Source organism: Apilactobacillus nanyangensis (assembly GCF_016861915.1).
In the GTDB taxonomy this organism is placed as follows: Bacteria; Bacillota; Bacilli; order Lactobacillales; family Lactobacillaceae; genus Apilactobacillus; species Apilactobacillus nanyangensis.
Map to the genome: position 1 here is coordinate 61082 of NZ_BOLX01000007.1, position 12588 is coordinate 73669.

At 38.6% G+C, this 12588-nt stretch carries 17 protein-coding genes and 1 riboswitch; of the genes, 5 read left to right on the forward strand and 12 right to left on the reverse strand.

Features of this window, described 5'->3' with window-relative positions:
• Positions 1-18 precede the first annotated feature (18 nt).
• A riboswitch (Lysine riboswitch) is annotated at positions 19-197 on the reverse strand.
• Positions 198-236: 39 nt separating this feature from the next.
• Positions 237-734, reverse strand: coding sequence for a GNAT family N-acetyltransferase (locus JUD45_RS03240; RefSeq protein WP_187155466.1), 498 nt, complete (start codon positions 732-734; stop codon positions 237-239).
• A 55-nt stretch (positions 735-789) separates the two neighbouring features.
• Between JUD45_RS03240 and JUD45_RS03245 the strand changes: the two genes are divergently transcribed.
• The gene (locus tag JUD45_RS03245) at positions 790-1599 is read left to right on the forward strand and encodes a lp_1002 family arylesterase (protein ID WP_187155467.1); all 810 of its coding nucleotides are present in this window, start codon (positions 790-792) and stop codon (positions 1597-1599) included.
• A 32-nt stretch (positions 1600-1631) separates the two neighbouring features.
• Here JUD45_RS03245 and JUD45_RS03250 read toward each other — a convergent pair whose 3' ends face one another.
• A complete protein-coding gene (locus tag JUD45_RS03250; RefSeq protein WP_138726370.1) occupies positions 1632-2300 on the reverse strand; it encodes a phosphatase PAP2 family protein in 669 nt (222 codons plus the stop codon).
• Between the two features lie 154 nt (positions 2301-2454).
• On the opposite strand from JUD45_RS03250, the gene JUD45_RS03255 reads away from it, so the two are divergent.
• Both JUD45_RS03255 and JUD45_RS03260 read left to right on the forward strand, forming a co-directional pair.
• Complete coding sequence (locus tag JUD45_RS03255) at positions 2455-3288, forward strand: sulfite exporter TauE/SafE family protein (RefSeq protein ID WP_053795701.1); 834 nt, start codon at positions 2455-2457, stop codon at positions 3286-3288.
• An 11-nt stretch (positions 3289-3299) separates the two neighbouring features.
• Positions 3300-3668 carry a DUF1634 domain-containing protein gene (locus JUD45_RS03260; protein ID WP_138726371.1) on the forward strand — a complete coding sequence of 123 codons (369 nt, stop codon included), beginning with the start codon at positions 3300-3302 and terminating at the stop codon, positions 3666-3668.
• A 24-nt stretch (positions 3669-3692) separates the two neighbouring features.
• Here the strand turns inward: JUD45_RS03260 and JUD45_RS03265 are convergent, their stop codons facing one another.
• From JUD45_RS03265 to JUD45_RS03275, 3 genes are all read right to left on the reverse strand, one after another.
• Positions 3693-4154: a threonine/serine exporter family protein gene (locus tag JUD45_RS03265; protein WP_192043329.1), complete on the reverse strand. Its 462-nt coding sequence runs from the start codon at positions 4152-4154 to the stop codon at positions 3693-3695.
• Positions 4155-4160: 6 nt separating this feature from the next.
• Positions 4161-4925, reverse strand: coding sequence for a threonine/serine exporter family protein (locus JUD45_RS03270; protein ID WP_187155468.1), 765 nt, complete (start codon positions 4923-4925; stop codon positions 4161-4163).
• Between the two features lie 85 nt (positions 4926-5010).
• Positions 5011-5667 (reverse strand): metal-dependent transcriptional regulator, encoded by a 657-nt coding sequence (locus tag JUD45_RS03275; protein WP_034531476.1) that lies wholly within the window; start codon positions 5665-5667, stop codon positions 5011-5013.
• Between the two features lie 157 nt (positions 5668-5824).
• Here JUD45_RS03275 and JUD45_RS03280 point away from each other — a divergent pair, with 157 nt between their 5' ends.
• A complete protein-coding gene (locus tag JUD45_RS03280) occupies positions 5825-6169 on the forward strand; it encodes a hypothetical protein (RefSeq protein ID WP_138726850.1) in 345 nt (114 codons plus the stop codon).
• 71 nt (positions 6170-6240) lie between these two features.
• Here the strand turns inward: JUD45_RS03280 and JUD45_RS03285 are convergent, their stop codons facing one another.
• The 5 genes from JUD45_RS03285 to JUD45_RS03305 all read right to left on the reverse strand — a co-directional run bounded on the left by JUD45_RS03285 (position 6241) and on the right by JUD45_RS03305 (position 9990).
• Entirely contained in the window at positions 6241-7155 is a 915-nt protein-coding gene (locus JUD45_RS03285) for a cation diffusion facilitator family transporter (protein WP_203619685.1), read from the reverse strand.
• A gap of 74 nt (positions 7156-7229) precedes the next feature.
• Positions 7230-7772, reverse strand: coding sequence for a GNAT family N-acetyltransferase (locus tag JUD45_RS03290; protein WP_034531473.1), 543 nt, complete (start codon positions 7770-7772; stop codon positions 7230-7232).
• Between the two features lie 175 nt (positions 7773-7947).
• Positions 7948-8346, reverse strand: coding sequence for a hypothetical protein (locus JUD45_RS03295; RefSeq protein WP_138726848.1), 399 nt, complete (start codon positions 8344-8346; stop codon positions 7948-7950).
• Entirely contained in the window at positions 8346-9107 is a 762-nt protein-coding gene (locus JUD45_RS03300) for a DUF1003 domain-containing protein (protein WP_138726847.1), read from the reverse strand. Before JUD45_RS03300 ends, JUD45_RS03295 begins: the two co-directional genes overlap by 1 nt.
• Positions 9100-9990, reverse strand: coding sequence for an RluA family pseudouridine synthase (locus tag JUD45_RS03305; protein WP_190238364.1), 891 nt, complete (start codon positions 9988-9990; stop codon positions 9100-9102). The genes JUD45_RS03300 and JUD45_RS03305 overlap by 8 nt, the downstream gene beginning before the upstream one ends.
• A 97-nt stretch (positions 9991-10087) precedes the next feature.
• On the opposite strand from JUD45_RS03305, the gene JUD45_RS03310 reads away from it, so the two are divergent.
• Positions 10088-10720, forward strand: a complete 633-nt coding sequence (locus JUD45_RS03310) for a carbonic anhydrase family protein (RefSeq protein ID WP_138726846.1) — start codon at positions 10088-10090, stop codon at positions 10718-10720.
• A 27-nt stretch (positions 10721-10747) separates the two neighbouring features.
• On the opposite strand, the gene JUD45_RS03315 is transcribed toward JUD45_RS03310, so the two are convergent.
• Complete coding sequence (locus JUD45_RS03315) at positions 10748-11104, reverse strand: hypothetical protein (protein ID WP_041152937.1); 357 nt, start codon at positions 11102-11104, stop codon at positions 10748-10750.
• A 31-nt stretch (positions 11105-11135) separates the two neighbouring features.
• Positions 11136-12524: a flavocytochrome c gene (locus JUD45_RS03320; protein ID WP_203619686.1), complete on the reverse strand. Its 1389-nt coding sequence runs from the start codon at positions 12522-12524 to the stop codon at positions 11136-11138.
• Between the last annotated feature and the right edge of the window lie 64 nt (positions 12525-12588).

A 12588-nucleotide genomic window follows, 5' to 3' on the forward strand; every position in this document is an offset into this window, starting at 1 on the left:
ATAATTTCTTTTAATTATTGATCACAAAGCACTCCGTAGCATAACCACGACAGTCTCTAGCCTATTAAGCTAGAACCCAACGGACTCGATTCATAAAGGAAACGGTCGTTTCGGCAGGCATCCCCTTTCACCTTCAATCACAGTCGCTTTATCGACTCATGATGGCTACTAATGTCAGCTGCGCCTCTTCTTAGATTTCTAGAATATTATATATTAATGCGGACTTGATTACAACATTATTTTACTTTCATTTCAAAAACTAGATTGTCGTCGTATTCATCCACCTGTGCAAAACCTAAACTGTGTAAAACTTTTTGTGAAGGTAAATTATGGGCTTCAACCGTTGCCTCTACCACCTTTACTGGTGCTGATAGGTTATCAATCACTTGGCCTAATGCATAGGTCATGTATCCACGCTGTTGATAACTTGTGTTGATAAAGTAGCCTAATTCTATATTTTCATAATCCGGTTCGAAGTTATCCCCAATTTCCGGAAAAATATTAATTATCCCAATTAGTTTTCCACCGTTGATAAGTCGAATTGCGTAGGTTTTATTGGTATCATTTTCTGATTCAAACAGCATATGCGCCTTTCTTTCATCAGTAACTGGCTCAAAGCCGGTCTTTTTAGCTAGTTGTTCATCGCGCATCATTTCATAATAGTCAGCAAAGTCATCTGTGCGTAACTCGGTGACTTCAACTTCTTTTTCAGGTGAATTGTTCTTTTTATCCACAATCATTATCTCCTTGCGTTAAAATATATGTAAAACATATTTGAGAGGTGCTTACATGAGAATCATCAGAGAATCGATTCGTCAAAACTCAAACGCTTTTCTTCAAGGATATCTTAAATCCGCAGATGTGCAAACTAATCAATACAAATATCCTGCCGTAATCATCGTCCCCGGCGGATCTTATACCCACATTTCACTTCATCAAGCTGAAAGTTTTGCGCTCAACTTCAGTGCTAACGGTTATCAAAGCTTCTACTTAAGATATACATTCGAACAAGAAGCAATGCCACTAATGCCTAATCCATTAGAGGAATTAGCCAACAGTATCAAATTTATTCGTGAACACGCCAACGAATTTAACATTGATGAAAACAGAATCGTGATTGCTGGATTCTCAATCGGTGGTCATATCTGTAGTCTTTATAATGATTTTTATCACACTAACTGGATGCAAAAACTAGCCGGTGTGGATAACGCAGATATTTTAAAACCAAATGCAGTTATCCTAAGCTACCCTGTGACTAACTTAACCTGTGGTTTTCCAAAGGATAAGGAAAGCATCCTAAACTGGGTATCAGATGACCAACAAATCAAGGCCGACGAACACGTTTCAACTAAAAACATGCCAACATTTATCTGGCATACTGCTGATGATCCATTCGTTCCTGTAGAAAACGCACTAAAGTATTCCATCAAGTTAAATGAATACAACGTGGATAACGAATTACACATCTTCCACCACGGTCCTCACGGAATGGGCCTCGCCAATAACATTACATCCTGGAATGAAGATTCCAATAACGCTCGTGTCGCTAAATGGTTCGACTTAGCCATTACCTGGTTAGACGAAATTTTCTCAAAATAAAAGAACTGATGAAATCCATCAGTTCTTTTTTATTATAGATATGAATGTAAAACTGGACGCCAGTTTTGTTTTAATCTTGGCGCATATTTTACATATAACATTTCAGAAATTTGTACCCATGTGTAACCGATTAATACGGCACCAACAGTATCAGTTGGGTAATGGGCGTTTAGATAGATTCTAGAAATCATTACTAATAATACGAATAAGAATGTTAATACGTATAGTAATCTTCTAAGCCAATTTCTTTCAATATTTGGAAGAATGACAATCCATACCACCGCAATAACAATGAAGATACCTAGAACGTGGCCACTTGGGAAACTAAAACCAGTATCAGAAGCACTGTGGAAGATTGGACGATCACGTCTTACAATGTTCTTCACAATAAATCCGATTACATCTCCACCAGCTAAAGTAAAGATTCCCCATAGGGCTTGTAACTTAAACTTAAACCCCCACATGAAGAATGCAAGCACAAGAATCCAAATGATATCCATCTTTGGACTGGCTAATGTTGTAGCCATGTGCATGATTGTATCTTTGAACCCACCGGTTGTTTTTTGGATTTGACCAATAAAAATTGAGTCAAGAAATCTTAGATAACCTGAGTCAATGATTACAGAAATAGCAACAAATAATGATAAAACTAACCCACCAAAAGCCTTGACACCGCGGGCATAATCCTTATCGATGATCATAGCGCATCGATCCTCCTAATCACTTTTTAATGCCATTATACCACAGCTACCTCTATTCTTAAGGGAATTTTCTAATTTTAAAACTTGGATAGGTGCATTAAAACTAATAATTGTTATAATATTAAGTAATTTATAATTTTAGGAGGAGCTACAAATGATTGAAACAGTCATTCTAATGATTGTCATCGGTGTCCTAGCGGGTATCGGTGGCGCTGTCCTAGGATTAGGTGGTGGAATTATTGTCACCCCTGTCCTAACACTCTTCTTCCATTTAGATATTAAATATGCCATTGGAGCCAGCATCGTCGTGGTTATCGCCACTAGTTCTGGTTCTACCATCGCTTATCTAAAAGATGAAGTATTAAACTTACGTGTTGCAATGTTTTTAGAAATTGCCACTACTATTGGTGCATTATCTGGGGCCTTACTTACAGGAATTCTAGAGCCTAAATACCTTTACATACTATTTGGACTATTACTACTATTCTCCGCATTTAACATGGTCAAGAAACTATTGAACAAAAACAAGTCCAATCTCAGCACCAAAGATGATAAATTAGCTGAAAAACTTCGTCTTAACTCAAGTTACTACGATAAGGCTGAAAAGAAACAAATCGACTACAAGGTGGAAAACATCCCCGGTGGTCTATCCGTAATGTTTGGTGCCGGTCTTGCTTCCGGTCTACTAGGAATTGGTTCAGGTGCCTTCAAGGTTATCGCTATGGATACCTTCATGAAGATGCCTTTGAAACCATCAAGTGCAACTAGTAACCTAATGATGGGTGTTACCGCAGCTGCTTCTGCAACTGTCTACTTCTTCAATGGTTCAATCTTGCCACAAGTTGCCGTGCCACTAGCACTAGGAATTCTAGTTGGTGCTACAATCGGTTCTCGCATCATGCAAGTTCTTCCTGCTAGATGGATTCGTATTATCTTTGTCCCTATCATGTTCTACATCGCATGTAGCATGTTATACAAAGGATTCTAGGAGGTTAGATCATGAATACACAACAACCAGCAACTAAAGAAGAAATGAATCGTATCGAACTAGTTATCGGAAAGATTCTACGTGTCGGTGTTGTCATCTCAGCTACCATCATGATTATTGGATTATTACTACTTCTAATCACCGGTAAATCTGGATATGCTCACGATGCCTTTCCTACTACTTTTAAAGCAATCTTCAGTGGAATTGCAACATTAAAGCCTTACGCGATTATGATGCTTGGAATTTTCTGTCTGATCCTTACTCCCGTATTACGAGTAATCGTATCAATCTATTCCTTCTACAAAGAAAAGGATATGCTATACGTTTGGATTACCACATTTGTTCTAGTCGTTTTAATCATCAGTTTCTTCTTCGGATAAAACACAAAATAAAAAGCAACGAGATTATCTCGTTGCTTTTTTTGTTCTCAAATATGTTTTCAATCTTAAGTATAGTTGGTTTAAAAATTCCGCAAATAAAAAACCAGATGCGATTCCACCAGCGATGAAGATAACTTGAATCAAGTTAGACTTTGCTAACGCATAGTTACCAATTGCTAGACACTTCATAACTTGATAAGCCTGTCCTCCGGGAACAAGTGGCACCAACGCTGGAATGTTAAAGATAATAACTGGCATCTTCTTATATCGAGATGCAAAGATACTCAATATCCCCACGGTGAAGGTTCCTAAAATATCTGCGGCTAAGTATCCGCCCATGTGCACGTTGACGGTATGAAATACAAGCCAGCCAATCAAACTAACAATTCCGGCCATGTTCAATGCTTTTCTGGGTAGATTAATTAATAAACCAAATCCAATGGTAGCGAAATAAACACATACGCTATATATAATTACGTTTACCAATATCAATCACCCCAAAATCTTAATTGCCATTGCGACACCGAAACCTAGCGCACAGGCACTCATAATTGCTTCAATTCCTCTAGATGGCCCTGAGACCAAGTTACCGGATAAGGTATCTCTTACCGCATTGGTAATTGGCACTCCGGGAACTAATGGCATCAGTCCACCGATAATTAAGTCATCAGCACTCTTGGCAATGCCTGCTCGAATAATTAAAATCGACATAAAACCGATACAAATCGCCGCAATGAATTCATTTAAGAAACGAATGTCCGTGTAGTGATCAGTCAAACAATAGATACACCACCCCATCATCCCAACGAATCCAGCTGCCCAAAAATCAGTGTAGTTACTTCTAAATACCACTTCCAAAGTAGAACTAACCATAAACGCACCAATCATTTGAAGCCAGAATGGGAATGGCTTTACATCCTTGTCCATTTTCTTTAAACGACGATAGAATTCACCAAGTGAGATTTTCTTAGCTGCAAACTGACGAGAGTAGTCATTTACCGTTGATACCTTCTCCAAATCAAACGTTCTCTTATCAATTGCGGTAACCTGTGAACCCATGTCAGGGGTTGCCGACATAATAATCCCAGTAAGAGTAACGTATGCCCTGGCCTCAGTTGCCCCGGCATTGTGAGAAATGCGATCAATGGTATCAGTAACCCTAACCATTTCAGAACCATTTTCAATCATAATCTTTCCAGCAAGCAAACAGGTCTCAACGACTAACTTACTTCTTTGTCTTTCGTTCAACCATCTCACCTCCGTGTTATCTAATGTTTTTCTAATTATACCATTGATTTTGATGATAATAAAAAAGACTGAATTTTTCAATTCAGTCTTTTAGTTAATCAGCATTTCTTATAAATACGTAGTGAGAAGCCTTGTAGCTAATATCACTTTCTTGATTATCAGTTAGATTTTGGACTGTTACCGGTCCTTCAAATGGTGAATGCTTAATTACCTTAAGTTTGTCGCCAATATCTAATTGAATGTCGCCTAAATAAGTTAATAGGTCATGATTATCGATGAAACGATCAACAACAACTGTTTCTCCATCATCGGCATCATTTAATAGGCGATGGCTATCTTCTTTATAGTGTCCTGACATGTTTGGAATAACTCCTCCATGTGGACAGTGAGATGGGTTACCCAATTTTTTGTACATTGCTTCTAGCAATCTACCACTGGTAGAATGTTCCAACACTTCAGCTTCTTTATCAACATCTGGAAGTGGATATCCTAGTTCGTTTACTAAAAAGCTTTCCCAAATACGGTGTTTTCTAACTAGGACTTCAGCTAATTTGATTCCATCGTCAGTTAATGACACGCCAGAATATGGTTCGTGTTCAACTAATCCTTCATCTAATAGCTTGTTAACCATTTCAGTAACTGATCCTGGTGCAATGTCCAAACTAATGGCAATCCTCTTGTTGGATACCTTTTCTTTGGTTCCACCTAGCTCAAAAATAATTTTTAAATAGTCCTCTTTTTTTGGGGTCATTTTTATATCCATGTCTCCTAAATTCAAATCTACTAAAGAGTATCTTACAACTTTATATACTATTTTACCATTTTTATTTCTATTTTTCGGGGAAAATTATATAATTAGGGCGAGATATTAAATATTAATATCTACGATACGAAAGTGAGGCGTTTTTATGGGAGAAAAGTTATTCCATTTCGATGAGCTTAGCGAACAAGCCAAAGTTACTAGTATCAAGTCATTCAGCGAATTTTATGTTCGTTGTTACAGAAGCCAAAACATGGAGATTTTAAGTCAGGTTCCTGACCAATCGATGTTATGGCAAATCAATCAGGAGGTCTACCGCAACAAGTTCGAATCAGTAGAACATGCTGCCAAGGACACCATCATTTATTGTAGTCATAGCTATGCCAAGTTATTGGGCGAATTAGATATGCAATACTTCGCCAATGGTAATAGTGAAATCACTTGGAATGAGTGGTATGACAGACAATTTGTAGCTGCTCCTCACGGGGTATAATTTAAAAGGCCGTTTTTCAAAACAAAAAAGACTCTTTTCGTTTTGAAAAGCGTCTTTTTTTATTTTCTCTATTAATCAATATCATTTCTGGAATCGAGATATAAATCCTCTTTTTTTCCGCGTTCAACTTCGGCTTGAAGTGTGACGTGTTCGATGCCGTACTTATCATGAAGTAATTTGGCCACAGGATCATAAATCTTTTCAGCTTCAGAAATTAGCATGTCTTGCATATTAATGTGAGCTGAAAATACGATACTGTTTTCATCTACCGACCAGATATGAACGTGGTGAACTCCGGTAATTCCTTCAATGTTCATCATGTCCTTTTGAATTGCATAGCAATCAACTGTTGGTGAACCCTGCATCAAAATCTTAACCGTCTTTTTGATGATTGGGTATGCTTCAGCTGAAATGTATAGTGCCACAATGATGGTGATGATTGGATCGACTAGCACCCAATCGAATAACTTAATTAAAATCCCACATAGGATAACACCAAGTGAAGCTAAAGTATCACTCAATAGATGTAGGTATGTAGCTCGAATGTTTAGGTTATGCTTTGAACCACGACTTAGTAGTAGTGTGGATACCAAATTAGCAACTGTCGAAACCACAGCAACAATTAGCATTAAGTTTCCGTTAATCTGTTCTGGTTTAAATAGTTTTTGCACCCCTTCGACGATTAGGACAACGGAGATAATCACTAGAAATAGGGAATTTAAAAACGCTGAGATAATCTGAGCTCGCCTGTACCCAAAGGTATTCAATTGATTTTGGGGTCTTTGACTAATTCGGTGCGCATAATAACTACCGACTACTGATGCTGAATCCGCAAAATTGTGAAAAGCATCTGATAATAGTGACAAACTTCCTGAAAAAACTCCCCCTAAAAACTCAATTAAAGTAATTAATGAGTTTAAGATTGTCACCGTAAAGAAACGACGTTGCGACACGGCGTTAACATCGTTATGTTCATGTTCGTGCATATTGCCACCTCCTCTGTTTAATTTCATTATACCTTTTGTCTGAAAACAAAAAAAGCTGATTTAAAAAAATCAGCTTAGGCAATTAACATTGGTTGTTTAATTACTCTTTCGTATGCGTAGTTCATTACGACATTTGATGGGTCTGTTGCAGAGATTGGAACGACTCTGCCGGTTTCTACAAAGCCAGCTTTCTTGATGACATGTTGCATGCCCAAGTTAAGTGGGTTTGTGTCAATACGAACACTTTGAACGTTGTCCATTTTTTCCACTGCATTGAAGATGCCTTCAAATAACTTTTGAGCCAATCCTCTGCCGTGGTGTCTATTGGAAACTGCAACGCGGTGAATTGATAGGTAAGGGCCGTCAGTCAACCATTGACCATCAAGATTTTCGTAACTAGTGTCTAGTCCGTCAATCACGGCAGCTGTGCCTAAGATTTCACCATCTTCTTCAAGTACAACAGTCCATCCGTTTACGATGTCGTTCATTAATGATTCTGCATTTGGGTAGCCTGTTTGCCATTGGTTCACACCCTGTTTGGCAAGCAATTCCTTCCCTTCGAAAATAATTTGTTCAATTGCGTTAAAATCTTCGATTTGTGCTCTTCTCATTAACATGATCTAAGCCCCCCTTTTTGTGTTTGATTTAAATATTTAGCATTTTAGCGACTAGAAAATATTACCACCATTTTTCCAAAAAGCAAAGACTTTTTTACAAAAAAATGGACTTTTATGAAAACTATCATAAAGCCCATCGTGACGCACGTTAAGAACATGTTAAAAATCGATAATTTTAGTCCTCAATCATTCGCCAATTTCCTTCAGCTGCTTTGGAAATTTGGTTTAAGAAATGAAGAACTGAGGAAGCTCTTTTTTCATCATGTTCGTTTAAAATATTAAGTCCCTTTCCAGAAACCATTGGTTCTCCCAATGAGAAGTTACCATCTTGTAAGCTACCTTCTGAGAACGCAATGACTGTTTCACCACTTTCAATTTCTGTGATGATGAAAAACATTGAGAAGTCATCGTCTTCCTTCATGTATGCAGGCATTGCCCAGATGTTGTCGGCAATTTCTTGCATTTCTTGATCCATGAATTTGTAGTACTTGTGGTTATCTTGTGTAACTGGTGTTTCTAGCACAAACATCATCTTGTTGAAAACATCTGCACCCAATTGAATGTTATCTTCCATTATTGATTCTCCTGTTGTTTTAGTTTTTCTTTTAATTTAGTGTTTTCGTCACGCAACTTGGCTAACTCACTTCTGACTTCACCTAAGATTTGGAGTTGTAATTTTTCAACTTCCAAATCATGAGGTAATTGGTTTTGGGTTAAGTGGTCTAACTTAGCGTGAATAATTCTTAATTCATGTTCAGACTTTAAGTTTACATGAAAATCATTTTCTGAGTGCAAACGGTCACGTTCAGCGGCACGGTTTTGACTCATCATGATGATTGGTGCTTGAATTGCTGAGAAACAACTCAAGAATAGGTTCAATAGAATGTATGGATATGGATCAAAGTGGACACCGAATAGTGCCAAACCATTAATAACCATCCAAATAATCAAGATGACAATAAAGATGAAGATAAAGGTCCAACTACCACCGAATCTAGCGACGGCATCGGAAATCTTTTGGCCAAAGGTTAGGCTTTGTTGTAAGGCTTCGTTAACATCTCTGATTTCATAGTTATCGCTTTGTAGTGCCTTAGTTAGTTTACGATTAATCTTTTGACTTTGTTTTAAGTCGGCATTGATCAATGAGTCAACCCTAGACATTCGATACTTCAAGAGATGGTGAGAACAGATAAAGCTGGTGACCTTAGCCCCAGGATAATCGGCCTTCACCGCATTAGAAATTGGTTGTGCCAAGTCTCCAAGGTAGAAACCTTCATCAGAATATAGTTGTGCATCATCGACAATACAATGTACTAATTTGACTTTTTCAGTCATTTTGATCCTCCTTCACCACAGATTTCATATCCGCAGGTAATTCAATTTCAAAAGTACGAACTTGATTTGCTAATCCGTCATTAAACTTCAAGTAGTAAGCGTGAAGCGCTTGGCGGTCAATGCCCCTATCAAGTGGCCCTTGATATAATTCATCCCCCAATAGCTGATGCCCTAGTGATGTCATATGAACTCTAATTTGATGAGTTCTACCAGTGTGTAATTTCAAACGCACTAGTGTGGAATCATCAAATTCTTCGACCTTCCAGTATTCGGTCTTGGCATTTTGACCGTCTTCGATGACCTCTCTTCTGAAGTTGTCACCGACACGTCCGATTGGTTTATCAACCATCCCGTGGTCGTCTAAACCAGTACCAGCAACGACAGCATAATACATCTTATCTATCTTGTGTTGGGCCACTTGTTGGTTAGCTAAACTATTGGCCAAACGATTCTTGGCGACCAAGACGATACCAGATGTGAAACGATCCAATCGCGTGATTAGATGTGGTCTTAAATCGGTACTACCCTGTTTTTTTAAATAGCCCTTAATACGGTTGACCAACGTATCGACACGATTAGATGGTCCCGGTACACTGGTTAAACCTGCTGGTTTGTTCACCACCAGCCAATTATCATCTTCATAGATGACATCGATGGGTTCATCACTAAATGCGACCTCATCATCACTTGTTTCCGGTGGAAAGATTACCGTCACTTCATCGCCCACGGCAAGCTTATAATCCAAGCCAACTGCGTTACCATTCACTAGAATTGTCCCAGTTGATTTAACATCATTATACATCCGATGCGAGACTCCATGGGTACCTAAGAACTTCTTGATACCAGCATTTTGTTCATCTTGATTTTGCCATGTGAATTGCACAATAATTTCCTCCGAGTTGTATTAATTACTATGTATGTTATATTAACATACTAGAAAAGCAAACTCATATTATTAATGGAAAGAAGATACATATCATATGTTAGATTATAATGAACAAAATAATTGGGAGAACGACTTTGGTCATTGCCAATCACCAATTATGCTATCAACTCATGACAGTCAATATTTCGCTGATTATCTGCCAATTCATGCCAATGAGTTCTACCAATTAAATACAGAAATTGATGACCACACTACCATTCGTTTGACAGGAATGGGCCATGCTACCATCTTTAATCGTGACTTTAAGTTCAAACAGGTGCACTTCCATGCCCCCGCTGAGCATATCGTCGACAGTAAGGTTAATCCAATTGAAATTCATCTTGTTCATGAAAACGAGATCGGCCAAACCGTTGTTGTGGCAGTATTTCCTACTTTAGGTAATGCAAATTCTGAGTTACAAGATATCATCAATAACTTTGAAGAAGGCAATCGCCACAGTGTGTCATTAAAACTCACCAATTGGATTTCAAGTTTAGCCACTGGTTTTCATTATCAAGGATCACTAACCACCCCACCTTTAACCGAAGGAATTGAATGGTTAGTCATCGATAATTCAAAATTAACGGTGAGCCCCAAACAAGTCGATTGGTTCATTGATCAATTTGGCAAAAACAATCGTGACTGCCAACCACTAAACGACAGAAACGTTCAATATTACAACAAATAAAAAGAAGCCGTCCATGCGGCTTCTTTTTTAGATTTCATCAATTTCGCGTAGTAGCTTTTTGATTTGACCCTTTTGTTCTGCGTTTGGTTTTCCCTCACTAATATTCATGATATCTAGGATTTGTTGACCGTCATTAATGACGTCTTCTGTCTTAGAATTCATGTTTTTTAGATAAGCAGTAGTTAAAATGGCTTGAAGATGTTCCATCGCATCCTCATCACCATTCATGGCACGTTTACCCATACGATGAATCAACATCTTAACGTTGCGTAACTTACGCTTATTTTCAACGTGTTGATTGTAGTAAGGAAGAAATAATGCGACTACGACTGAAGATGCTTCGGCAATCGCTGCGACCCATTCTGCAATTTCTCCACTATGCATAGTAAACCTCCTTTATTTGTTTTTAGCTATATTATTTGTTTAAATACTTGAAAACTTGTTGGCCTGCTTGTCGTCCAAAGACGACTGTTTCGGCGATTGAGTTTCCACCGATACGGTTGTTACCGTGCAAACCACCGGATGTTTCTCCGGCAGCAAACAAACCATTAATCACGTCATCGTTGAAATCTAGAACTTGGGTGAAGTGGTTAATCTTAATTCCACCCATGGTGTAGTGAACGGCTGGGGCAATGTGAATGGCCATGTAATCTGGATGGGTTAATTGACGACTCATTCCAGTGGTACGACCTAAGTCATCCTTGCCACTTTCAACAGCTTGATTCCACTTAGCAATCGTATCTGCCAATGTCTTTTCATCGGCACCAATCTTTTCGGCTAGTTCTTCGATGGTATCACCATGAATAACCATTCCCATGGAGTCGTAAAACTTCACTGCTTGAGCGTGGTTAACGACTTCTTCATCTAGGATTAAATAAGCATGCTTGGTGTCTTGTTGGTTGATTGCGTCGGTCACCTTTTGTCTGGTGTCCAATTCGTTAACGAAACGTTCACCCTTGGTGTTTACTAGGATGGCACCTTCTCCACGAATGGCTTCACCAATCAAGAATGCGTGATCATTGTCTTGTTGAGCGGTTGGATGAACTTGAATCTTGTCCATATCGACCAAGGCAGCACCAACGTCAGTGGCAAGTTTCAAACCATCCCCAGTTGCTCCTTCTTGGTTGGTGGTACGGTAATGGGTCAAGTCATCACGGTATTGACCGATTAGTTGCTTGTTGGCACCAAAACCACCGGTAGCTAAAATGACCGCACTGGCCTTGATTGAGTGCGCGTTACCGTCTGCATCCTTGACTTCGACACCTGATATGTCGGAACCGGACTTATCAATCTTGGTAACATCGACGTTGTTGTAGACTTCAATGCCCATCTTTTCAATGATTTGTAGGAAACTAGTGACTAGATAAGCCCCGATTGGAGCTTGTGAACTTGGGCGGTGTGTACGTTTAGTATTCATCGCACCGGTAATTGTTAAGTCATCTAGTTTGATATCATGTTGAGCTAACCAATCAACGGTTAGCGCAGCATGTTCAGTAAAGTATTTCAATAAATTAACGTTATTTTGTTTGCCACCACCGATATATGTATCGTTGTAGAAGTCTTGGAAACTATCTACCACATGGTGTTGTAATTGAACGGAAGTTTCAGCAGCATTCATTCCAGAAGAAGCTCTGGTAGAATTACCGCCTAGCTTGTCCATCTTTTCTAATACGACTGGTTTTAGACCCAGTTCTGCAGCTTGAATTGCACTAATTAATCCTGTGGCACCTGAACCAACGATTGCTACATCATATTCGTCCTTTAGTTCTTTGATGTCATTTGGATGAAAAATATATTTAGCCATAACCAAACCTCCTAATGTCATTATTTTAGTACAAAAAAAGCATTGTCCAAAAGACAATGCTTTA